The organism is Arthrobacter sp. SlRoot2-15, assembly GCF_059739345.1.
The window spans coordinates 230,018-251,577 of the sequence record NZ_AP046058.1 but is presented as its reverse complement, the minus strand read 5'-3'; the positions used below and the strand labels follow the sequence as shown (position 1 = coordinate 251,577).

General features: G+C 67.2%; 21 protein-coding genes. 13 read left to right on the top strand and 8 right to left on the bottom strand.

Annotated features, from left to right (window positions below; translation table 11 throughout):
• Nucleotides 1–7: 7 nt before the first annotated feature.
• Nucleotides 8–499, bottom strand: coding sequence for an NUDIX hydrolase (locus AC6I9V_RS01170; RefSeq protein WP_497898039.1), 492 nt, complete (start codon nucleotides 497–499; stop codon nucleotides 8–10).
• A 298-nt stretch (nucleotides 500–797) separates the two neighbouring features.
• On the opposite strand from AC6I9V_RS01170, the gene AC6I9V_RS01165 reads away from it, so the two are divergent.
• Nucleotides 798–1,712 (top strand): NmrA family NAD(P)-binding protein, encoded by a 915-nt coding sequence (locus AC6I9V_RS01165; RefSeq protein ID WP_497898038.1) that lies wholly within the window; start codon nucleotides 798–800, stop codon nucleotides 1,710–1,712.
• 111 nt (nucleotides 1,713–1,823) lie between these two features.
• Nucleotides 1,824–2,729 (top strand): LysR substrate-binding domain-containing protein, encoded by a 906-nt coding sequence (locus AC6I9V_RS01160; RefSeq protein WP_497898037.1) that lies wholly within the window; start codon nucleotides 1,824–1,826, stop codon nucleotides 2,727–2,729.
• A gap of 61 nt (nucleotides 2,730–2,790) precedes the next feature.
• Here the strand turns inward: AC6I9V_RS01160 and AC6I9V_RS01155 are convergent, their stop codons facing one another.
• Nucleotides 2,791–2,925, bottom strand: coding sequence for a hypothetical protein (locus tag AC6I9V_RS01155; RefSeq protein ID WP_349411704.1), 135 nt, complete (start codon nucleotides 2,923–2,925; stop codon nucleotides 2,791–2,793).
• 513 nt (nucleotides 2,926–3,438) lie between these two features.
• On the opposite strand from AC6I9V_RS01155, the gene AC6I9V_RS01150 reads away from it, so the two are divergent.
• Entirely contained in the window at nucleotides 3,439–3,975 is a 537-nt protein-coding gene (locus tag AC6I9V_RS01150; protein ID WP_497898036.1) for a hypothetical protein, read from the top strand.
• A gap of 99 nt (nucleotides 3,976–4,074) precedes the next feature.
• On the opposite strand, the gene AC6I9V_RS01145 is transcribed toward AC6I9V_RS01150, so the two are convergent.
• A complete protein-coding gene (locus tag AC6I9V_RS01145) occupies nucleotides 4,075–4,674 on the bottom strand; it encodes a polysaccharide deacetylase family protein (RefSeq protein WP_497898035.1) in 600 nt (199 codons plus the stop codon).
• Nucleotides 4,675–5,516: 842 nt separating this feature from the next.
• On the opposite strand from AC6I9V_RS01145, the gene AC6I9V_RS01140 reads away from it, so the two are divergent.
• From AC6I9V_RS01140 to AC6I9V_RS01125, 4 genes are all read left to right on the top strand, one after another.
• A complete protein-coding gene (locus tag AC6I9V_RS01140) occupies nucleotides 5,517–6,422 on the top strand; it encodes a DUF4192 family protein (RefSeq protein WP_497900223.1) in 906 nt (301 codons plus the stop codon).
• Between the two features lie 65 nt (nucleotides 6,423–6,487).
• Complete coding sequence (locus tag AC6I9V_RS01135; RefSeq protein WP_497898034.1) at nucleotides 6,488–7,237, top strand: lytic transglycosylase domain-containing protein; 750 nt, start codon at nucleotides 6,488–6,490, stop codon at nucleotides 7,235–7,237.
• A 58-nt stretch (nucleotides 7,238–7,295) separates the two neighbouring features.
• Entirely contained in the window at nucleotides 7,296–7,955 is a 660-nt protein-coding gene (locus tag AC6I9V_RS01130; protein WP_497898033.1) for a dihydrofolate reductase family protein, read from the top strand.
• Between the two features lie 14 nt (nucleotides 7,956–7,969).
• Nucleotides 7,970–9,043, top strand: coding sequence for a DNA polymerase IV (locus AC6I9V_RS01125; protein ID WP_497898032.1), 1,074 nt, complete (start codon nucleotides 7,970–7,972; stop codon nucleotides 9,041–9,043).
• Between the two features lie 14 nt (nucleotides 9,044–9,057).
• Here the strand turns inward: AC6I9V_RS01125 and AC6I9V_RS01120 are convergent, their stop codons facing one another.
• The gene (locus tag AC6I9V_RS01120; protein WP_497898031.1) at nucleotides 9,058–9,636 is read right to left on the bottom strand and encodes a type 1 glutamine amidotransferase domain-containing protein; all 579 of its coding nucleotides are present in this window, start codon (nucleotides 9,634–9,636) and stop codon (nucleotides 9,058–9,060) included.
• 119 nt (nucleotides 9,637–9,755) lie between these two features.
• On the opposite strand from AC6I9V_RS01120, the gene AC6I9V_RS01115 reads away from it, so the two are divergent.
• Entirely contained in the window at nucleotides 9,756–10,217 is a 462-nt protein-coding gene (locus AC6I9V_RS01115; protein ID WP_497898030.1) for a DUF8821 family protein, read from the top strand.
• Here AC6I9V_RS01115 and AC6I9V_RS01110 read toward each other — a convergent pair whose 3' ends face one another.
• The 4 genes from AC6I9V_RS01110 to AC6I9V_RS01095 all read right to left on the bottom strand — a co-directional run bounded on the left by AC6I9V_RS01110 (nucleotide 10,218) and on the right by AC6I9V_RS01095 (nucleotide 15,215).
• Complete coding sequence (locus AC6I9V_RS01110) at nucleotides 10,218–11,753, bottom strand: ABC1 kinase family protein (protein WP_497900222.1); 1,536 nt, start codon at nucleotides 11,751–11,753, stop codon at nucleotides 10,218–10,220.
• 182 nt (nucleotides 11,754–11,935) lie between these two features.
• Nucleotides 11,936–12,478 (bottom strand): PadR family transcriptional regulator, encoded by a 543-nt coding sequence (locus AC6I9V_RS01105; RefSeq protein ID WP_497898029.1) that lies wholly within the window; start codon nucleotides 12,476–12,478, stop codon nucleotides 11,936–11,938.
• A 125-nt stretch (nucleotides 12,479–12,603) separates the two neighbouring features.
• Nucleotides 12,604–13,032, bottom strand: a complete 429-nt coding sequence (locus AC6I9V_RS01100) for a GlcG/HbpS family heme-binding protein (RefSeq protein ID WP_349411693.1) — start codon at nucleotides 13,030–13,032, stop codon at nucleotides 12,604–12,606.
• Entirely contained in the window at nucleotides 13,029–15,215 is a 2,187-nt protein-coding gene (locus tag AC6I9V_RS01095; protein WP_497898028.1) for a malate synthase G, read from the bottom strand. Before AC6I9V_RS01095 ends, AC6I9V_RS01100 begins: the two co-directional genes overlap by 4 nt.
• 354 nt (nucleotides 15,216–15,569) lie before the next feature.
• Between AC6I9V_RS01095 and AC6I9V_RS01090 the strand changes: the two genes are divergently transcribed.
• The 5 genes from AC6I9V_RS01090 to AC6I9V_RS01070 all read left to right on the top strand — a co-directional run bounded on the left by AC6I9V_RS01090 (nucleotide 15,570) and on the right by AC6I9V_RS01070 (nucleotide 21,337).
• A complete protein-coding gene (locus AC6I9V_RS01090; protein ID WP_497900221.1) occupies nucleotides 15,570–17,264 on the top strand; it encodes an L-lactate permease in 1,695 nt (564 codons plus the stop codon).
• Nucleotides 17,265–17,376: 112 nt separating this feature from the next.
• Nucleotides 17,377–18,744 carry an FAD-binding oxidoreductase gene (locus AC6I9V_RS01085; protein ID WP_497898027.1) on the top strand — a complete coding sequence of 456 codons (1,368 nt, stop codon included), beginning with the start codon at nucleotides 17,377–17,379 and terminating at the stop codon, nucleotides 18,742–18,744.
• 159 nt (nucleotides 18,745–18,903) lie between these two features.
• Nucleotides 18,904–19,659: an IclR family transcriptional regulator gene (locus AC6I9V_RS01080; protein ID WP_497898026.1), complete on the top strand. Its 756-nt coding sequence runs from the start codon at nucleotides 18,904–18,906 to the stop codon at nucleotides 19,657–19,659.
• Between the two features lie 84 nt (nucleotides 19,660–19,743).
• Nucleotides 19,744–20,973 (top strand): MFS transporter, encoded by a 1,230-nt coding sequence (locus tag AC6I9V_RS01075; RefSeq protein ID WP_497898025.1) that lies wholly within the window; start codon nucleotides 19,744–19,746, stop codon nucleotides 20,971–20,973.
• 4 nt (nucleotides 20,974–20,977) lie between these two features.
• Nucleotides 20,978–21,337, top strand: coding sequence for an ArsR/SmtB family transcription factor (locus tag AC6I9V_RS01070; RefSeq protein ID WP_497898024.1), 360 nt, complete (start codon nucleotides 20,978–20,980; stop codon nucleotides 21,335–21,337).
• The last annotated feature ends 223 nt before the right edge of the window (nucleotides 21,338–21,560 follow it).

Genomic DNA, 21,560 nt, shown 5'->3' with positions numbered 1-21,560 from the left:
CGGTCGGCTAGTCCAGTTGTCGGCGTTCCGCGCCCATTAGCACCCCTGGGGTGCTCTTGCTGGCGACGTGAATCAGTTCCACGAATCGCTGCTTCATCGGTGGCAGGTCGTCAATCTTCCACCAGCGCACGTCTGAGGACTCGTCATCTCCGATCCGGGCCTCGCCGCTGACCCGGCTGCAGCTAAAGGCTACGTCGAAGTATTGAACCTTATCCCCGTTGACGTATTCAGACTCTGGTAGAGCCTGAATCCAGAGGACTTTATCAACTTTCACATGCACGGTTGTTTCTTCGAACACCTCGCGCACTGCCGTGATGTCGGGGTCCTCTCCCGGATCGGAGAATCCCGACACCGGGGTCCACTCGTTGTTGTCGCTGCGACGCACGAGGAGGACTTCGGGCTGTCCGTTCGAACTATCGAGAACAATCGCGGTAGCGCCGGGAAGCCAGAGCAGCTCTCCGCCAACTTTTTGACGTAGCTGGGCAATGTAGGGCGGCATGGCCATATTCGTCCCCGTTCGATATGTGGCTCTTCAGAATTGATCGTGTAGTTTCGGTCAGATTCAGCAGAGTTCCGGCATCTGCCCAGGCATGGAGCGTAGCAGTGATAATGCTGTTCCCCGTCTCAGTCTTGATCGGAACCGGGCCATTGTTGGACTAGAGTCGGACCCATGGTCGGGCCGTCTCGCAGGGGGAACGTCGCTGCCCGAGACCGCGGCCGCATCGGGCGACTCATGGCGAAGGCCGCCGATCCTCCCGCCGACACCTCGCCAACAACTTCACCGGGAAGAGCGCACCATGACCAGCACCGTCCTCGTCGCCGGAGCCACCGGTGACCTCGGCCAACGCATTGTTGGCGAACTCCTCCGTAACGACACCCTCGTCCGGGTCCTGACCCGCCCCGGCAGCGGCAAGGCCCACGGAATCTACGGCGGGCAGGACCGCGTGGAGATCCATGAGGTCGACTACACGGACGCTCCCGCCATGGTCTCGGCGTTGTCCGGCGTCGACGCCGTCGTCTCGGCCGTCAGCGGTGCGCGTCCGGTCATTATCGACATCCAGCGTGCACTCCTCACCGCCGCCGTCGACGCCGGTGTGGCACGGTTCATCCCGTCGGACTACTCCGCCGACTACCGCCGGATCGCTCCGGGCAGCAACCGAAACTTCGAACTCCGCCGCGAGTTCGCCGCGGAACTCGACGCCGCCCCCATTCGCGTGACGTCTGTCCTCAACGGCGCGTTCGCGGACATGCTCACCGGGCAGGCGCCGATGATCCTCTTCTCCCGCCACCGGGTCCTGTACTGGTCCTCACCGGACCAGGTCCTTGACTTCACCACGAAGGACGACGTCGCTCGCGTCGTCGCGCTGGTGGCCCTCGACGCGGACGCGCCCCGGGTCATCGAAGTCGCCGGGGACCGCGTCACCGCCCGCACCATCGCCCAAACCATGACCGAGCTCACCGGAACATCCTTTGCACCGCAGTGGGCGGGAACGGCGGGGACCCTGCTGGCGATGAGCAAGATCGGCCGGCGCTTGTCCAAAGACAAAGGCGAGGCATTCCCCGCCTGGCAGGGCATGCAATACTTCGTCAGCATGTTCAGCGGCGAAGCCCAACTCCGGCACGTCGACAACGACCGCTACGGGCCCCACGCATGGACCTCGGTCCGCGACGTTCTCGAAACGCACCTGCAGGAGTCCGTGAAGACGCGCTAATTGCGTGTCAGCGGGACTTGATGGCCGGTGTTTCACATCGGAACACTGCCCTCTGCGCAGCGCATCTAGCGTTAACCCAGACGCTGTGGCGGCCGTCACATACAATTGCGCGTGTTCCTCGCCGTGGCGGAGGAGTTGCATTTTGGGCGGGCGGCGGAGCGGCTCCATCTGGCGCAACCGCCGGTCAGCCGCATGGTCCGGCAGTTGGAGCGCGACCTCGGCACCGACCTCTTTGTCCGCAGCACCCGCAGTGTCCAGTTGACTGCCGCCGGAGCGGCCCTGATGCCAACCGCCCGGGAGGTCCTCGCCGCAGCGGACCGTGCCAGGGCCAGCGCGCACGCCGCCGGCCGCGGGGAGGTGGGGACGGTCAAGCTGGCCTACGCCGGTGCATCAACCCACGTACTTGTGGGAGTGCTCGCCCGGGAAGTCCGGAAAGTTTACCCGGTCATCGAATTCCGCCTGGACAGCCAGGACTTCGCCCTGCCGGCTCTCGCCCGGGTTCTGCGGAGCGACGTGGACATCAGCCTCGGCCGGTGGGATTTCGTTCCTGCTGGCGTTCAGTCGCGCATCATCGTGGAAGAACATCTGGTGATGGCGGTCCCGGCATCCCACCGGCTGGCCGGGCACGAGGAAGTGCAGCTGGCCGAATTTGCCGGAGAGCCGTTCGTGGCGCTTCCCCCGCACGAGGGCTCTGTCCTTGGCGACCGGCTGCGCAGGCTCAGCCTTGGAGCCGGGTTCGATCCCGACATCGTGCAACGGGCCCCAGATTCCTGGACCGCGATGGCCCTGGTCGGAGCCGAAGTCGGGTGCTCGCTTACGGTTTCTTCGGTGGCGGAGAACGTGACGGACCCGCATGTGCGGTTCCTGCGGGTGCTCGACGAGACCCTGCCGATCTACCTGCGCATGGCCTGGCGCGGGGCCTCGGACAACCCGGCCCTTTTACCGGTCCTCGGACTGGCGGATCGCGTCTGGCCCGGCCAGCCCGACGAGGCCGTCGCCCGCGTCGGGGACGCTTAGAACTGTGGCAGATTTCACGGGCAGGCGCGGGTCATGGCAGGTGCCATGGCGGCCGCACGTTCTATGCTGACTCGGGCCCGTCCACCCGGACTTGGTCGCGCATCATGTCAGAGTCAGTGGCGTTGGAGGCAGCCCAGACACTTTGCGGATCGGCGCCGTCCTCCAAGGCCTCGGTCATTGCATCGTGCAGGTCCATCCTCGCTTGGTCCGCCGCAAAGTCCGCTGACTCACTGTCTGCGGAAGCAACCCAAACTCGCGCCAAATTCTCGTCCATGTCCGCCTCCAAAGCATCAAGTTCAAATCCTCCCCAGCGGGGGACAAATCGAGTATAGCGATTCCCGACGGCGGCACGGGGTGTACTGGGTATTGTGAGCTGAGCGAGCCAGCCGGCGGTGGTGACGGCGCCCATGGGGTCATGGTTTCCTGGCCCATGAAGGGGCCCGGAGGGCCCCGGGGTTCCACCAGGTGGACACCCCGGCGGTCCTCACTGCGGGTGCCGGAAAAGCTCCCCACGCCGAAAATTCTTTCCCTCGGGTAAACCCAAAGTGAACAGTCGCTCAGTATTGCCGAAGGAACACTGAAAACTACCGGCCGGTATGCCTACGTTGTACCTGGGTGTTCAAGCAGTTCGAACATGCGGTGAGGCAGCCGCAGCCCAATCCGAGAAATATCCAATGAGCAATCAAGACGAGAAATTCCGGAGGTCTCCATGCCTATTCTGACAGCGCTTGCCGCGAGCAAGACCGTCATCACCTTCACCGCCGCGGGCGCGATCGCCCTCGGCGGTGGCGCCGCCGCGTTCACAACCATCACCTCGGTCGACACGCCGCCGGCCGTCACCTCCCCGTCGCCGTCCGGCTCCCCGACAGGGGCACCATCAGAGCCGCCGACGGCCAGCCCGTCCGCCCCCGGGACCCCGGCACCTGCTCCGACGGCTTCAGCCCCGGCTGCAGCGCCTCCTGCCAGCGAGGGGCCGGCGCCTGAGGAACCCGCAGTGCGTGATGACGGGAAGGCAGAGGGAGAGGCGGCGGAAGCCCCGGAGGACGAAACGGGCACGGACGAGGCGAAGCCTGTTCCGGCTACGCCGGAAGTGCCAGCACCTGCCACGAGCAAGTCCGACAACGAGGACGCCGTTTCGACAGACAGCGAAGCCTCCGAACACGCCAGTGACAGCCGCCGAGGCGACGCGGCCCGTGACGGGCAGGAGCGGGAGCACCGTGACGGGCAGGACCGGTTCGGCCGCTAGCAACCGACACCAGGGGGAGGGCCTTGGGGGCCCTCCCCCTATGTGTGGCCCGGTAAGTGCATGCCACAGTGTGGGAGCACCGCCATGCCTTGGGCTCAGCTAGCTAGTCTCCTTGGGAAGGGGCCGGAAGGTTTCGCCGCGGTCCTTCATTGACGCCAGGGCGCGCACGAGGCCGGCGGCGGTACCGCCGCCGGGGCGGTTGCCGTGCAAGATGACGATGTCGCCGGTGTGTGCGCGGGAGACCTCGCGGGTGACCGTCGGGGCGGGGAAGGTGGCGCCGCCGTCGCCGTTAACGCTGAAGCCGACCGGCACAAGGCCGAGCGAGCGGACGATGTCGGCGGCGACTTCGTCCAGGTAGGCGGTGCCGGGTCTGAAGTAGCGGGGGCGGTGTCCGGTCAGTTCGGTGAGGCGGGCGTCGTTGGTCATGATCTCGTCGTAGACCTCGCCGGGGTTCGCGGTGCCGGTGATCCCGTAGGCGCTCCGGCCCGTGACGGACAGGGGCCGGTGGGTGGTGCCGTGGTTGGCGAGTTCGAAGAGCGGGTCGGCGGCCAGGTCCTTGGCCAGGGAGGGGTTGGCCGTGATCCATCGCCAGTTAAGGAACAAGGTGGCGGGGACCTGCTGTTGCCGCAGAAGGGCCAGGAGGGCGAGATCGGCTCCAGTGCCGTTGGGGCCTCCGCAAAAATCAATCGTCAGCGCCACCCCGGGGGCCGTGGCTGGCAACCGGCTAAGTACCCCGGGTGCTTCCAGCCCCCAGTACTTAGGCGCGTGTCCGGCGAACGCAGTTGTCACGTCGGCGCGGGTCGGCATTGTCGCTGGCGGCGCGGGAAGGTCCGCCGGGTGTAAGTCTGCGGGGATGGCCGGAGCAGCGGCCGTATCGATTCCTAATTCCCCGCCATCAGCGAGGGATGCCCCGCCGGGGGTGTGCGGAGCGGCACCGTCCGTCCCCGGGGTCCGGTGTGCCCCAATTTCTTGGCTGGCGGGCGCGCAGCCGGCCAGGGCCAGAGAGGCAGCAGCCAGTAGGAACGATCTCCGATTCGGGATCCCGGTCACAGCAATTGTCCGATCTTTATAGCTTGAATTTCGCACGTGCGGCCTGTGCCCGACACTGCTCCGCCGGGGGCGGGGTGCGGCGGTTGGACGGGCCCTTCCCGATGACGGCGGTTTTCCCCAGCATAGGGGCATCGGGTTAATCTCCGGTAAACAAGAACTCCCAGCGAGGGCCGGTTCCGCGGTCGAACGACACAGCGGGGTGCATGGCGCTGCCGGAGCCGGGGCAGATGGGGCCAGCGTGCCAGCGGATGGGTATCGCTTGCGTAGGCGGAAAAAGAATTTCCGATTGGGGCGTAACCTTTGGGGTTTGCTCAACGATTACTGCTCTGGAAGCGCCGCTGTAGCCTGGACCCCCACCAGTGCTGGCGGCCGGGCTTCCGACATAGGCGCTGGCCGGCGCCTGTCCCCAAGCGGCGCCGGCCAGCCATAAACGCAACCCAAGGGTGGACGCTTCTTGTGATGAGTGTTAGCTATACCGCCACGTGCTGACCATGAAGGGAAACCGGCCAAGCCTCACGCTCCGCGTGGGCGCGCGGTTCGGCACCAACCCGCCGACCTTCGCCCGGATACCGGCCAGCCGCCAGGGCCACGACGCAGCCAGCTCAAACCGCCGCCGTCCGCACGCCGATCACGTCGCGGCACTGATTGGCGAGCTGGTCACCGCGGAAATGCCGCTCCCGGACGCATGGTTGGTCGCTTCCGAGGCCTGGATGAACTACCTCCGCCCCGACCCGGGCTCCCGGACCAAGGGGCCGCTGGACTCGGTCATCACCAGCGCCGGACACGCCGCCCTGATCCGCGCCGCAAGCAACACCACAGGAGTCACCGCACCGGCACAGTTCACCGGGAACAACGGATCCGGCGACGCCAGCGCGGATTCCCGCCCGGATAGATGGGCCGCCGGGCTGGAAAGTAGCCGGGAGCAGTGGGCGCAGGTTCTGCGGACGCCCGCCACCCTGACCGCCCAGACCGCGGAGGAACTCGCGGCGGGATTTCAGCACCCTGTTATCAGGGACTGTCTCATGACTGATGTCATCACCGGTGCATCGGATCCATTCCGGTTTGTCATGCTTGGACTGTTCGAGGGCCGTCCGGACTGGGCCCGTGTGGACACCGCCCAGGAAGTCGCCTTCGAACTGATGAAGGCCACACGTGAAGGACAGCGCGCCCCGATGCTCTGCCTCATCGGTTGGCTGGAATGGCTCAAAGGTAAGTCCGGATTTGCCGCCCGGTACCTGAAACTGGCACTGGAGGACACCGCCGACTACCGCCTCCCGGTGCTGCTGGCCGAGGTCGTGAACCGCGGGCTGGTCGCTGACTGCGCCCGGAATCCGGAGAAGTCCTACGCGCAGATGAGCAGCGATGCCGGCCGCCGGCGCGCTGCCGTCCGCCGCTAACGCTGGTCTGCTGACCGCGGCGCCCACGGTTACCGGCCACCGAACCTGGATGGTTTGATTAGTCGGTGCTCCGTCTCAAACGTCTTTTGGTCTTCAGCCTGTTCGCGCTATGCGTCATCACGGCGTTCTCATTCTGGGCTGTCCGCCAGCCCGGTGCCGACGCCAGCGGGGCACTGGCTCCGCCGCCGCGGGCGGGGGCGAGACTCGCCGCATCTTCCGCAGGCCTCACCACCGCCGTGAACGTGACCCCCAGCGCTGATGCCGAGTGGCTGATCCGGGCGGCCGGACAGACCGGGATTCCGGCCCGCGCGCTCCGGGCCTACGTTGCCGCAGCGGCCACGGCCAACGATTCCGCTCCGAAGTGCGGGATCGGCTGGAACACCGTGGCCGCCATCGGCTTTGTTGAAACGGCCCACGGAAGCTACGGCGGCGGTAGCCTCAACGCAAACGGCGAAGCTAGCGGTCCGATCGTGGGCCCGAGCCTCAACGGCGCCGGGTTCGCCGCCATCGCCGACACCGACGCCGGAGCCCTCGACGGCGACGCCCGCTGGGACCACGCCGTCGGACCCATGCAGTTCATCCCCTCCACCTGGCAGCTCGCGGGCCGGGACGGGAACGGCGACGGAACAGCTGACCCGTTCAATATCGACGACGCCGCGCTTAGCGCGGCGGCCTATCTGTGCGCCCACGGCCGTGACCTTTCCACCGCGCAAGGCTGGACCGACGCCGTCTACTCCTACAACCAGTCCGGGTCCTACGTACGCCAGGTTCGGGACCAAGCGGCCGACTACGCCGCCAAGACGGGAACCTCTTGAGTCGCCGGGTGCAATCACCATAAGGTAACTGCAACCTACAAGCACCCCAGGAGCTGATATGTCCCTCGTCCGCGTGCACAACTTCTCGATCTCCCTCGACGGCTTCGGCACCGGCGAGGGCCAGCAACTCGACGCACCGTTCGGTCATGCAGGCTCGCGGCTGATGGAGTGGGCTTTCGAGACGCGCACCTTCCGCCAGATGGGCTTCCACGGGGAGTCGGAGGGATCGTTCGGCGTCGACGAGGCGTTTGCGAGCGGCTGGGGGCCCGGGGTTGGCGTGGAGATCATGGGCCGGAACAAATTCGGGCCGCAGCGGGGCCCCTGGGCGGACGAGGAATGGAAGGGGTGGTGGGGCGACAACCCTGTCTTCCACACCCCGGTGGTCGTCCTGACCCACCATCCCCGGCCGACCCTGGAGATGGAGGGTGGAACAACCTTCCACTTCGTCGACGCCGACCCCGTCACCGCGCTCAAGCAGGCGCGTGCCCTGGCCGGTGACCTCGACGTCCGGATCGGCGGCGGCGTCAGCACGGTCCGGCAGTTCCTCGAGGCCGATCTGATCGACCACATGCACATCGTCGTCGTGCCGATAGTCCTGGGCCGGGGTGAACGGCTCTGGGATTCCCTCGAGGGACTCGAACAGCGCTTCGACATCGAAACGACTCCGTCCCCGGCGGGCGTCGTCCATATGGTCTTCACCCGTCGCACCCGCCAATAGGGCAGGCTGGTGGCGTGAGCGGAATCCGGTGGGTGCTGCACGTCGACCTCGACCAGTTCATCGCGGCGGTCGAAGTGTTGCGGCGGCCGGAACTTGCGGGCAGGGCCATCATTGTCGGAGGCCGGGGCGACCCCTCCGAGCGGGCCGTGGTGTCGACCGCCTCCTACGAAGCCAGGGCGTTCGGTGTGGGTTCCGGAATGCCCCTGCGGGTGGCGGCCCGCAAAGTGCCCGACGCCGTGATCCTGCCCGTCGATCGGGAGGCATACCTCGCCGCCTCTGAGACGGTGATGGCGACCCTGCGCGCCCAGCCCGGTGCGACAGTCCAGGTGCTGGGCTGGGACGAGGCCTTCGTTGGCATCGAGACGGCGGATCCCGAGTCCTACGCCCGGCAGATTCAGGCCGCCGTCCTGGAGCGCACGCTGCTGCACTGCAGCGTCGGCATCGGCGACACCCTGGTCCGGGCCAAGGTGGCCACCGGATTCGGCAAACCGGCCGGGGTCTTCCGGCTCACGGCCGGGAACTGGCTCGAGGTTATGGGCGCCCGGCCCACCAGGGAGCTGTGGGGCGTCGGAACCAAAGTCTCCGCACGGCTGGCCAAACTCGGCATCAGCACGGTCGCCGAGCTCGCCGCGGCCGACCCCCAAAACCTGGTCCCGGAGTTCGGACCCCGGATGGGCCCCTGGTACGCGGAACTCGGACGTGGAGACGGCACCAGCGTTGTGGACGACACCCCGTGGGTTGCCCGCGGGCACAGCCGCGAGACTACCTTTCAACAGGACCTGACCGACCCCGTGCAGGTGGACGACGCCGTCCGGGAGCTGGCAGCGCGGGTCCTTGAGGATGTTGCCGCAGAGGGCCGGCCCGTGATTGGGCTGACCCTGAAGGTCCGGTACGCGCCGTTCCTAACCACCACCCATGCGCGGAAGATTCCGGAGACCTTCGACCGGAACGAAGTCCTCGCGCGGGCCCTTGACCTGGCCGCGGCAATCGAGGCGGGCCGTCCGGTCCGGCTCCTGGGCCTGCGGGCCGAGATGGCCATGCCCGACGATGCCCGAAAGGGGCATACACCCACGCGCGGCGGCTGGTGACGGCGCCCTTCCAGTCAGGCGCGGTTGCCAACCAACTTCATCATTTCGCGCGAGAACGCTGCCAGGTCCATCGGCCATCGAGAGGTGACGAGATTTCCATCGACCACGACGTCCGCATCCTCCCAGGTCCCGCCGGCATTGGTGATCTCCTCCGGAACGCCGTCGCCCCAATAGGAGGTTAGCCGCCTGCCTTTCACAAGGTCCGCGGAAACCAGGAGATACGGTCCATGGCAGATTGCGGCGACCGGTTTGTTGCCGGCAAAGAACGAACGGGCGATGTCCACTGCCCGGCTGTTGTTCCTCACCGTGGTCGGTGCACCCTCCGGTTTGCCGCCGGGGATGAAGAGAAGGTCGTACTTGTCAGGGTCGACGTCGTCGATGCGCTTGTTGGCGATGACGTAGTACCAGTTGCTTTCGCCGGTGATCCGGCCCTCTTCCGGGGCGGCGATATCGACCGTCCACCCCGCCTCGACAAGGCGGAAGACCGGGACGTACAACTCCAGATCTTCAAACTTATCGGCGGAGAGGACGAGCGCCTTCGGAGCCCCGCCACCGACGGGCTGCGGTACTTTTCCATATTCCGGAACTGCCATAGCGCCATTGTAGGGGCGGGCACCGGAGACGGACAGAGTCGAAGGGAGGGGCCCTTTCGGGCCGGCAGAGCGCCGCCACGTTATTGTTGGTCCACCACACGTCTATCCCGGGAGGGCGCATGCCGTACGTCGTTGATTTCCAGAACGTTGCCACCGTGGGCCTGGAAACGTCCCCGGTTGCCGGGGCGCTGGCCGGACTGCGCGCCAACGAGGCCCGCTACTACCGCAACAAATATGACCACGCCTTTACCGTGAGCCCGGCCGGCGACGTTCCGGAGGTCGTGGACCGGGTGAGCCGCATCCTCAGGGACGAGCGCGGCATCGTCATCGGCTCGCGGCCGCTCGAAGCCACCGGCTTCGAGGTGGACGGCTTACGGATGGACTACGTCTTCTACGAGTCCGGACTGTCCATCAACGTTATGTACAGCATCGAGGACGGCGGGAAGCGGGCCGTCGGCTTCAAACTGTCCGATGGCATGGAGGTCCCGGAGGAACTGGCAGCTTTCAAGTTCGCCCAGCAGAAATCGAAGCTGGCCGGCGTGATCCGCGGGTCCTACTTCGTGCTCAAGGGCGAGTACTGATCACAGGCCGCGGCGCCCCACCCAGAGCCCGTGCAGCAGCGGGACCACCGACGCGATCATCAGCACGCTGCCCAGGACGGCGTCGTCCGCCCGCAGCACGGACCCGGCGATCAGCAGGGCGCCGAAGACCAGCGCCGAGCCCGTCCGCTGCACCGAGCGGTCCAGCCGCGCCAGCTGGCGTTCGAGCCGCGGATTGGCTACGGCCAGTGAACCCTCCTCGATCCGGGTGACCAGGCCGTCCAGGCGTTTCGGCAGGCGCAGCGCGGTCCCGGCGGCGTCGAGCGCCTGCTGGGCCACGTCCTGCACCACGTTGCCGCGTTCGTCACGGAGCAGGCGCGCCGCATAGGGTTCGACCGAGTCCCAGAGATTGAACTCCTCATCCAGCGAACTGCACACCCCCGAGGTCAGCGACATGGCCCGGATGATGAGCAGGAAGTTCTCCGGCAGCTGGAACGGCAGCGAGCGGACCAGGTCCCCGAACTCGACGGCGAACTCCAGGAACTCCCGCTGGTTCACCTCGCGCAGCTGGGCGAAGCCCATTCCGCCAAAGCGGTCGAAGAGCTGCGTCATCGCCCGCTCAAGCTCCGCCCTGTCGGCCGACGGGACCAGCACTCCCACGTCGCTGATCGCGCCGACCAGGCCCTTGCCGTCACGCGAGGCGGCCGCGATCAGCAGCTTCCGCAGGCCCCTCCGGGTGCCCGGCGGAACTTCGCCCATCATGCCGAAGTCGATAAACGTCAGCTTCCAGGGATGCGCGGCGGAAGCACCGGGCACCGGGGTGACAAAGATGTTGCCGGGGTGCGGGTCGGCGTGGAAAAAGCCGTTGGTGAACAGCTGGTCGAACATCACCGATGCGAAGACCGGAGCCACCTGAGCCGGATCGATGCCGGCCGCACGAAGGGCCACCGCATCCGTGATCTTGATCGCCGCAACATCCTCGAGCACCAGGACACGGCGGGTGCTCCACTCCCAGGCGACGACGGGCACATCCACCCGGTCGTCGTCGGCGAAATCGGCGGCGAAGCGCTCGGCGTTCGCCGCCTCATGCAAATAATCGATCTCCTCGAAACTGGTCTGGGCAAACTCCTCGACCAGGGCAGGCATGTCCGCGCGGGCGGAGACCAGGCGCACGTGGCTGAGCCAGCCGCCCACCTTACGCAGCGCCGCCAGGTCGACGTCGACGATCTCCTCCATGCCCGGACGCTGCACCTTCACGACCACGCTGTGGAGCCCGGCGTCCGCGGCATTGGCGGGCAGGAGCTGTGCCCGGTGCGCCTGCCCGAGGGAGGCCGCGGCGATGGGCGTCTCCTCGAACGAGGCGAAAACCTGCTCCAGCGGCGCACCGAGCTCCGCTTCGGCGAGGGCGCGGATGGCCGGAAAGGAGACGGGCGGGACCTCGTCCTGCAGCCCCTCCAACTCCTTGGTGATCTCGGGCGGGAGCACATCCAGCCGGGAGGACAGGAACTGGCCAACCTTGATCATCAGGCCGCCCAGTTCCACCGCCAGCACGTGGAAGCGCCTGGCGAAGTTCTGCATCCGATTGGTCCGCGTGCGCCCGGCAAGTCCGCCCAGCCCAACGCGGGGGAGGATCAGCTCGAACCACCAGGTGACCGCGAGGTGCCACGCGGCGAAGCGCAGGATACGGCGGTAGCGGGCGCGGGTGTTCCCGGCGCCTGACACCGGGGCCGCCCGGGCCCGACCGGCCGCCGGCACCCCCGTCAGTCCTGGGCGAGGATCGAATACAGCCGGCGGCGTGCCTCGTCGAGCACCGCCACGGCCTGCTTCACCTGCTCCGGGGAGCCGGTGCGGCCCACCTGCGCCGCGGCCTGCGCAAGCTCGACGCCGGCCTTGGGGAGGGCCGCGAAGCCCGGGCCGGGGGCGGGGCCCGTTTCCTCCCAGGGCGCTGACGCGTCGGCCTGCGCTACCTCCTCGCGCCCGGCGTCGGTCAGCGAGTAGATTTTGCGGCCATTGGACTCTTCGGCCCGGATCAGTCCCTCGTCGGCCAGCAGCTGCAGCGTGGGGTAGACCGAGCCGGCGCTGGGTTTCCAGCTGCCGTTGCTGCGCTCCTCGATTTCCCGGATGATCTGGTAGCCGTGCATCGGCCGTTCGGCGAGCAGGGCGAGCACGGCCGACCGCACCTCGCCCCGCCCGGCGCGGGTGCCCGCGCGCTTCTCGAACCTTGAACGCAGATCTTCGACGGCCTGCCACATGTTGTCCATGTTGGGGCCGCCGAAGCCGCCCATCGGGTGTGAATTGCGCATGTTGTTCTCCTCGGTGGATCACGAACGATACTTAACGATACGTCCCGATACACCCGAAAACCAGAGCCGTGGCGACGGTCCACCCCCTCGGATCCCAAAAGATGATCGAGGGGAGCGGCCCGGGGTCAGGCGGCCTGGGCCGTCAGGCCGGCGGCCTCAATCGCCGTCGTCGCCGCCGTCTCATCATTGTCCGAAGTGTCGCCGGTGATGCCGACAGCACCCAGGACCGTGCCGTCCTGCCCCCGGACCAGCACCCCGCCGGGCACCGGGATGAGCCGGCCGCCCACGGCGGCGGTCACCGCAGCGATGAAGTAGGCCTGTTGCTCGGCCCGCTCCATGATGGCGCGCGAACCCATCCCTAGGGCCAGCGCCCCGTAGGCCTTGCCCTGCGCAATCTCAAAGCGGTTGTTCGAGGCGCCGTCCTGGCGCGCGGCGGCGATCACGTGGCCTCCGGCGTCGAGGACCACCACGGTCAGCGGTTTGAAGCCGTGCTGCGCCCCGGCCGCGAAGGCGTCGCTGATGATGGACTGTGCGGATTCCAGTGTCAGGTTCATGATGCGTTCCTTGCCAAATTCTCGGTGTTCTTGTGCGCGGCGCGGCGCCGGTGCAGGACCGGCTCGGTGTAGCCGGATGGCTGGGCGGCTCCCTCAAGCACGAGCTCGCGGGCGGCGAGGAAGGCTTCGCCGTCGAACGCGGGGGACATGGGCGTGTAGCCGGGGTCTGAGGCGTTCTGTTCGTCGACGACGGCGGCCATGCGCCGCAGGGATGCCTCCACTTCCTCCGGGGTCACGACGCCGTGCTGGAGCCAGTTGGCCACGTGCTGTGAGCTGATCCGGCAGGTAGCGCGGTCTTCCATCAGCGCCGTGCCGTTGATGTCAGGGACCTTGGAGCACCCGACGCCGTCGTTCACCCAACGGACGATGTAGCCCAGGCTGCTCTGGATGTTGTTGTCCAGCTCGTTGCGCCGGGCGTCAGCATCCCAGCCGGCAGGATCGCCGACCGGGATGGTCAGCAGCTGCCGCAGTGTCGAACGGCGCTTCCCGGCGAGTTCGGCCTGCCGGGCGTCCACGTCGACCTGGTGGTAGTGGATGGCGTGCAGAGTCGCGGCGGTGGGCGAGGGGACCCAGGCGCAGTCGGCGCCCGCGAGCGGGTGGGCGATCTTCTGCTGGAGCATGTCGGCCATGTTGTCGGGGGCCGCCCACATGCCCTTGCCGATCTGGGCGCGCCCGCTGAAGCCGCACTCCAGTCCGATATCGACGTTGGCGTCCTCGTAGGCCTTGATCCAGCTGGAGTTGCGCATGTCGGCCTTGCGGACCATGGGACCGGCCAGCATCGAGGTGTGGATCTCATCGCCGGTACGGTCCAGGAAGCCCGTATTGATGAACGCCACCCGTTCCCGCGCCTCCCAGATGCACGCCTTCAGGTTGGCCGAGGTGCGGCGCTCCTCATCCATGATGCCGATCTTGAGGGTCAGAGGTTCGAGCCCCAGCACGGACTCGGTGCCGGCCAGCAGCGCGCAGGCCACGGCCACCTCGCCCGGGCCGTGCATCTTTGGCTTCACGATGTACACCGATCCGGCACGGGAGTTCCGGCCGGCGTGCGGACCGCGGAGGTCATGCACGGAACCGAGGCTGGTAAACAGGGCGTCCAGGATTTCCTCCGGCACCGGTGCGCCGTCGGCGTCGAGCACTGCGTCGCTGGTCATCAGGTGGCCCACCTGGCGGATGAGCAGCAGCGAGCGGCCGGGCAGGGTCAGCTCCGAGCCGTCGGGTGCCGTGTAGACGCGGTCGGCGTTGAGGCGCCGGGTGTACGTGCGTCCGCCCTTCTCGACGTCGGCGCTCAGGGTGCCCTGCATCAGCTGCAGCCAGTTGCGGTAGCCCGCGACCTTGTCGCCGGCATCGACCGCCGCAACGGAGTCCTCGAGGTCCATGATGGTGGTGATGGCGGATTCCAGCACGATGTCCTTGACGCCGGCAGGGTCGCCTGAACCGATGGCGTGGCTGCGGTCAATCTGGATCTCCACGTGCAGTCCGTGGTGCACGAGCAGCACGGACTCGGGTCCTTCAGCGGATCCCCTGAAGCCGGCGAACTGGGCCGGATCCGCCAGTTTCTTCGCGCCGTCCGGAGTCTCTGCCAGGAGGGCGCCGTCGGTGATCCGGTAGGCGGTGACATCGGCATGCGATGCGCCCGCCAGCGGGGTGGTCTCGTCCAGGAACTGTCGCCCGCGGGCGACAACGGCGGCACCGCGGACCGGGTTGTAACCGCTGGTGTGCCCGCGTCCGTCCGCTTCGTCGATGGCGTCGGTGCCGTACAGGGCATCGTAGAGCGAGCCCCACCGGGCGTTGGCGGCGTTGGCCGCGAACCGCGCGTTCAACAGCGGGACCACCAGCTGCGCTCCGGAGACGGTCGCGATCTCGGGGTCAACCCGCTCAGTGGAGATGGTGAAGTCCCCGGGTTCGTCGACGAGGTAGCCGATCGAGCGAAGGAAATCCTCGTACTCCTCCGGGTCCACCGGAGCCGCGCCCCGGGAACGGTGGTACTCGTCGATCTGCTGTTGGGTCCGGTCGCGGATGTCCAGCAGTTCCTGCACCTTCGGCGAGAACTCGGAGATGAGCTCGGCGGCGCCGGCCCAGAATGCCTCCGCTTCGATTCCCGTCCCCGGCAGCGCTTCGTCCCGGACGAAGGCGTAGAGCTCCTCGGCGACGTTCAGCCCGTTTGTCTCCACGTGATTCGGCATACCGGCCACCTCTCAAGATCAAATTTCGCATTGTGGAAGTTAAATACCAATATATAAAACCTACCCAGCCCCGCTGCCGCCTGTCAACGGCGTTTGCGGCCCCCGGCGCGGCGCAGCGCCGCGCCGGGGCGGACGGTTGACTGTGACCTGGATCGCACATACTCTCAGTCACTGAATATCACTGAACAAAAGATATATTCCACTATGCGGAATTCAATCCGCAGGCTGAGCGGATTGCCGCCATGCTGCCACCGCAGTGCCCACCGATAGCTCGGAGAAAACAAAGGAGTTTTTGTGAGTCCCAGGTTTGAGCCGTTCCAGCAAGTCATCGATCCGATTGCGGGTTCCCTCGCCATGTCAGCCGTGGTTGCCGCCCTGCCGCTGCTGCTCCTGTTTGTTCTGCTGGGCGTCTTCCGGGTCAAGGCGCCCAAGGCTGCCATCGCGAGCCTGCTGCTGTCCATTGTGCTCGCGGTTGTGGGCTGGCAGATGCCCTTTGGCCAGGTGCTCAGCGCCGCCGGCCAGGGCGCCTTCTATGCCATCTTCCCGATCCTCTGGATCCTCATCAATGCGCTCTGGGTCTATAAGCTCACGGTGGATACCCCGTGGTTCGAGGTACTGGGCCGGACCATCCGCTCCATCTCCAACGACCTGCGCATCCTGGCGATCCTGATCGCCTTCTGTTTCGGGGCGCTGCTGGAGGCCCTGGCGGGGTTCGGTGCCCCGGTGGCAATTTCGGGCGCCATGCTCATGGCGGCCGGCATGAAACCGTTGAAGTCAGCCATCGTGGCGCTGCTGGCCAATACCGCCCCCGTGGCTTTCGGAGCGATGGCCGCGCCGATCATTGCCCTTAACGGTGTCACCGGCATCCCCCTTCACGACCTCAGCTCCATGGCCGGCCGCCAGACGCCCTTTGTCGCGGTCATCGTCCCGCTCATCCTGGTCTTCATCGTCGATGGCAAGCGCGGTGTCCGGCAAACCTGGCCGGTGGCCGTGGTCTCCGGCGTCGTCTTCGGCCTGGCGCAGTTCGTTGCCTCGAACTTCCTGGTTGTGGAGCTCACCGACGTCGTCGCCGCCATTGCCACCGTGGCGGTGGTGCTGGTCATGCTGAAGTACTGGCAGCCGGCGCAGATCATCGGAATGCACGACATCGCCGACAACGAGACCGCCGACGCCGAACTGGCCAGCGTCGGTGCGAAGGCCGGTACCGGCTACGGAACGTCCTCCGGCCTCGGCGGCGTGAGCCGCAACGGTGCGCCCGCGCAGGCGGGCACGGCCGGGGAGCGCAGGGACGCCGCGGTCAGGCCTTCCAACGGCGAAGTGTGGATGGCGATTGCCCCCTATCTGATCATCATGGCGGTGTTCTCGATCGCCCAGCTTCCGGGTGTGAAGAACTGGCTCACAGCAGTGGGGTCGGTGACGTTCGAATGGCCCGGCCTGGACGCGGTGGATCCCAACGGGAAACCGGTTGCCGCCCACAAATTCAAGCTTGACCACCTCAAGGCCACCGGCACGCTGCTGCTGATCTCGGGCATCATCACCATGGCGCTGTACAAGCTGGCACCGCTGCGGGGTCTCCGCATCTACCGCGACACGCTGTTCCAGCTGCGCTGGACCATCGTCTCCGTTACCTCGGTGCTGGCCCTGGCGTTTGTTATGAACGTCTCGGGGCAGACCAACTCGCTCGGCATTGCGCTGGCGTCCGCCGGAGGCTTCTTCGCTTTCCTGTCCCCGCTGCTGGGGTGGATCGGTGTTGCGCTCACGGGCTCGGACACCTCGTCCAACTCACTGTTCGGCCAGCTCCAGGTGACCGCGGCCCAGCAAACGGGCCTGTCGCCGACCCTGATGGCTGCGTCCAACTCCTCTGCCGGGGTCCTCGGAAAGATGCTGTCCCTGCAGAACCTGGCCGTTGCCTCGGCTGCAGTGGGCCTGGACGGGGCCGAGAGCGTCCTGTTCCGGAAGCTCATCGGCTGGAGCCTGGGACTGCTGGCATTCCTGACCATCCTTATTGTCCTGCAGTCCACCCCGGTGCTGGGCTGGATGGTTCCCTAAGCAACCGACACCGTCCCAACACAGTCCGGCGCGGCCCCGGCCCCATGGCCGGGGCCGCGCCGGAATGAGAATACAAAGCAACAGATAGAGAGCAGAGCTTGTGAGGACCAACGTGAGTGAGACCATTTCAGAGGCGGGGGCGACGCTGCTCGCCGCCGCCCGGCACGGTTCGACGGCGGAAGCTGCCCGCAGGAGCGTCAACACCGACCGGTCGGGTTACACGCCCGAGACGCTGCCGGACGGCGTCGTGTACGCCACCAGCATCGACGACGTTGTGGACACCATGGTCCGCGCGACGGCGGGGCGGGTTCCGATCGTCGCCCGGGGTGCCGGCACCGGCCTGGCGGCAGGCTCGGCCGCCCAGGCGGGCGAGATCGTCCTCGACGTCTCCGGCATGAACCGCATCCTGCGGCTCGATCCGCTGGAACAGCTCATCGTCGTCGAACCCGGCATCCTCAACGCGGAGGTCAACGCGGCCGCGGGTGAACACGGGCTCTTCTATGCCCCGGATCCGGCCAGCACCGCCATCTGCTCGATCGGCGGCAACATCGCCACCAACGCCGGCGGCATGCGGTGCGCCAAGTACGGCGTCACCCGCGAATCCGTCCTGGCGCTGAAGGTTGTCCTGCCGGACGGCCGGCTCCTGGTGACCGGCCGGGAAACGATCAAGGGGGTCACGGGGTATGACCTCAACGCGCTCATGATCGGCTCCGAAGGGACGCTCGGCGTCGTTGTGGAAGCTACGCTGCGGCTTCGCCCGCTCCCGGTCGCGACGGCGACTGTCGCCGCCTTCTTCCCGGACATCGTGGCCGCCGCCCAGGCAGCCTCGGCCATCATCTCCTCGCGCGTGACCCCGTCCGTACTGGAACTGATGGACGGCCCGACCCTGGCGGCCGTCGACGCGGCACTCGGGACCGACTACCGAAGCCGCGGCGGAGCCTTCCTCCTCGCCCAGACCGACGGGTACGGGGCATTCCTGGAACAGGAGGTGCTGATCGAGGCCATCAAGCCGCTCGCTTCGTCCTACGAAAAGGCCGCGGATCCGGAAACAACCGCCGAACTGCTCAAAGTGCGCCGGGAGGCCATTCCCTCCCTGGAACTGCTCGGCGACGTCTGCATCGGCGACGTCGGTGTGCCGCGCGGCCGGCTCGCGGAGATGGTCGCCGGCATCGAGGAAATCTCGCGCCGCACCGGGGTGCGGATCTTCACTGTTGCCCACGCCGCCGACGGCAACCTGCACCCGATGATCGTGCTTGACCCCGGCCAGCCCTCCACGGAAGGCCCGGCCAAGGCTGCACTGGGCCAGATGTTCGAGCTGGCCCGGAGCCTCGGCGGCACCCTGACGGGGGAACACGGCGTCGGAATCCTCAAGCGCGACTGGCTGCGGGACGAACTGGGCAGCGACTCCCTCGAGTTGCAGCACGCCATCAAGAAGGTCTTTGACCCGCTCGGCATCCTCAACCCCGGCAAGGCAATCTAGGGAATTCGCCAGCGCGTACGGCCGTCGGCACGGCCGTGCGCGCTGGCGGCGGCCGGGCCCGGGGCCCGCGGCGGGCGTGTTGTATCTTGGAATCGTCAGACAAAAATTTCACGATGCGGATATTTGATATCGGCAGGGACCGGCAGGAGACAGAGCGAGATGGCTGAAAAGGCCCCCGGAGGCGTCCAGTCGGTCGAGCGCGTTTTTGAACTCCTGGAACTCATCACCGACGCCGGCGGCGAAGTCATGCTGAGCGAACTCTCGTCCTCCACATCGTTGCCGTTGCCGACGATCCACCGGCTGCTGCGCACCCTGGTCAGCCTGGGCTATGTCCGGCAGCTGCCCAACCGCCGGTACTCGCTGGGGCCCCGGCTGATCCGGCTGGGCGAGGGCGCGAACAAACAACTCGGCGTCCTGGCCCGGCCGCAGCTGAAGTCCCTCGTGGACCGACTGGGGGAGACCGCCAACATGGCTGTGCTGGACGCGGACATGATCATCTACGTCGCCCAGGTGCCGTCGCGGCACTCGATGCGCATGTTCACCGAAGTGGGCCGCCGGGCCCACATGCACTCCACCGGCGTGGGCAAGGCGATTCTGGCCCAGCTCGACGACGCCACCGTCCGGGGGATCGTGTTCCGCAGCGGCATGCCCACGCCCACCCCCAAGAGCATCGGGGACCTCGACACCCTGCTCAAGGACCTCCAGACGATCCGGCAGCGGGGCTACGCCGTCGACGAAGAGGAACAGGAGCTCGGCGTCCGCTGCTTCGCCATGGCCGTCGACAACGCGCCGACACCCATGGCCATTTCCGTCTCCGGCCCGGTATCCCGGGTGGACCAGGCCTTTGCCGACCGCGCGGTTCCCCTCCTGCGGGACGCGGCGCGGGCAATCTCGGACGAGCTGAGCCTGGCCTAGCACGGCGGGGCGGGTCCAGGGTAGGCTAATGTGTGCACACATGTGCACACGATGAACGCTTCGCCGACCCGACTGGGAGCCCCGTTGTTTGAAGTTCTGGCCGTCAAGGCCTACCGGAAACTCTTTTCGGCCCAGATCGTTGCCCTGCTTGGCACCGGTCTCCTCACGGTCGCCCTGGGTCTGCTGGCCTTTGACCTGGCCGGCGGTGACGCCGGGGCGGTGCTCGGGACGGCGCTGACCATCAAAATGCTCGCCTACGTCTTTGTCGCGCCCCTGATGGCGGCCCTCGTGGAGAGGCTTCCCAAGAAGGCAGTGCTGGTTGGTGCTGACCTGATCCGGGCCGGCATCGCCTTGATGCTGCCGGCGGTTGACCAGGCCTGGCAGATCTATGTGCTGGTTTTCGTGCTGCAGAGTGCCTCGGCAACGTTCACTCCTGCCTTCCAGGCGCTGATCCCGGTGGTGCTGCCCGATGAGCGGCACTACACACGCGCCTTGTCACTCTCGCGCCTGGCGTACGACCTCGAGTCCCTTCTCAGTCCCGCCCTGGCGGCCGCGCTGCTGACAGTCGTGTCCTTCCACGAACTGTTCCTGGGCACCGTGGCAGGGTTCCTGGTCTCGGCGGCGCTCGTCATCACCACAGGGCTGCCGGCGGTGCACGCGGCTGCGCCGGAGGGTTCGCTGTGGCACCGCACCACCCTGGGCGCCCGGATCTTTGCCAAGACGCCGGAACTGCGGGGCCTGATGGCGCTGAACCTGGTGGTGGCGGCGGCCACGGCACTGGTGCTGGTCAACACCGTGGTTTATACCCGGGAGTTGTTCGGCGGGTCAAACGCGGACGTCGCACTCGCCCTTGCCTGTTTCGGTGCCGGATCCATGGTCGTCGCCCTGGCGGCGCCCAGGGTTCTGGATCGGACCGGAGACCGTACCTTGATGGGGGCGGGGGCAGCGTTGCTTTCCGTCGGCCTGGCCGGTGCCTTCGTGCTGCTGGTCTCGTCGGGACCGTGGCCCGTACTGCTGGGCTTGTGGGTGGTGCTCGGAGCCGGAACGTCGATGATCAATACACCCTCGGCCCGGCTGCTCCGCCGTGCCGCGACGGACAGCACCCGGTCCTACATTTTTACCGCCCAGTTCTCGCTCTCGCACGCGTGCTTCATCCTCACCTACCCCGCGGCCGGCTGGATCGGCGCTGTGGCAGGCCAGCCCGTGGCGGCCGGCGCCCTCGCGGCGGTGGCGGCCATCGGCACCGCGGCCGCCCTGCTATTCTGGCCCGCGACCGCCAAGACCGGCACCACGCCCGCGACGACGAGGAGGTGATCGGATGGACAGCGTACAGCGCGCCGCAGCACCCAGCCTCCACCACGACGCGGCCCCCGACTCCCGGCGGCTCGACACCGCCACGGCCACGTTCCGGATGCTCTCGGACCCCACCCGGCTGCATCTCCTGTGGCTGCTGGCCCAGGAACCCTCCGATGTGTCCTCCCTGGTGGAGCGCACCGGAGCGTCCAGGACATCCGTCAGCCAGCATCTGGCCAAACTGCGCTTCAGCGGGCTCGTGACCACCCGGAAGGAGAGCCGCCGCGTCGTGTACAGCATCTCCGACGGACACCTGACCCGCCTCGTTATGGAGGGCCTGAACCACGCCGACCACAGAGTCACGGGTGAGCCCGTCCACGACTGACGGTCACCCCCACCCGGAGTGGCCCGGGGCCAGGCGGGATTGCTGCGTTTCCGTTTGCAAGGTTTTTCCAAGATGCCCGCCCTACTGTGTGGGGAGGCACCGTCACGGCAGGGGCGTTTGGCGAGACCCGGGCCGCACGACGGAGCGATACGCTCAAGTTGCGCTGGGGTGGGGACGAAGGACATGACTAGGTTTCTAAGGCTAATCCTTGCAGGTCTGTTGG

Bases quoted from the DNA above. Each gene is read 5' to 3' on its own strand.
- AC6I9V_RS01170 (WP_497898039.1), bottom strand. From the start codon at position 499: ATGCCGCCCTACATTGCCCAGCTACGTCAAAAAGTTGGCGGAGAGCTG.
- AC6I9V_RS01165 (WP_497898038.1), top strand. From the start codon at position 798: ATGACCAGCACCGTCCTCGTCGCCGGAGCCACCGGTGACCTCGGCCAA.
- AC6I9V_RS01155 (WP_349411704.1), bottom strand. From the start codon at position 2,925: ATGGACCTGCACGATGCAATGACCGAGGCCTTGGAGGACGGCGCCGAT.
- AC6I9V_RS01150 (WP_497898036.1), top strand. From the start codon at position 3,439: ATGCCTATTCTGACAGCGCTTGCCGCGAGCAAGACCGTCATCACCTTC.
- AC6I9V_RS01140 (WP_497900223.1), top strand. From the start codon at position 5,517: ATGAAGGGAAACCGGCCAAGCCTCACGCTCCGCGTGGGCGCGCGGTTC.
- AC6I9V_RS01130 (WP_497898033.1), top strand. From the start codon at position 7,296: ATGTCCCTCGTCCGCGTGCACAACTTCTCGATCTCCCTCGACGGCTTC.
- AC6I9V_RS01120 (WP_497898031.1), bottom strand. From the start codon at position 9,636: ATGGCAGTTCCGGAATATGGAAAAGTACCGCAGCCCGTCGGTGGCGGG.
- AC6I9V_RS01115 (WP_497898030.1), top strand. From the start codon at position 9,756: ATGCCGTACGTCGTTGATTTCCAGAACGTTGCCACCGTGGGCCTGGAA.
- AC6I9V_RS01110 (WP_497900222.1), bottom strand. From the start codon at position 11,753: ATGCAGAACTTCGCCAGGCGCTTCCACGTGCTGGCGGTGGAACTGGGC.
- AC6I9V_RS01105 (WP_497898029.1), bottom strand. From the start codon at position 12,478: ATGCGCAATTCACACCCGATGGGCGGCTTCGGCGGCCCCAACATGGAC.
- AC6I9V_RS01100 (WP_349411693.1), bottom strand. From the start codon at position 13,032: ATGAACCTGACACTGGAATCCGCACAGTCCATCATCAGCGACGCCTTC.
- AC6I9V_RS01095 (WP_497898028.1), bottom strand. From the start codon at position 15,215: ATGCCGAATCACGTGGAGACAAACGGGCTGAACGTCGCCGAGGAGCTC.
- AC6I9V_RS01090 (WP_497900221.1), top strand. From the start codon at position 15,570: ATGTCAGCCGTGGTTGCCGCCCTGCCGCTGCTGCTCCTGTTTGTTCTG.
- AC6I9V_RS01080 (WP_497898026.1), top strand. From the start codon at position 18,904: ATGGCTGAAAAGGCCCCCGGAGGCGTCCAGTCGGTCGAGCGCGTTTTT.
- AC6I9V_RS01070 (WP_497898024.1), top strand. From the start codon at position 20,978: ATGGACAGCGTACAGCGCGCCGCAGCACCCAGCCTCCACCACGACGCG.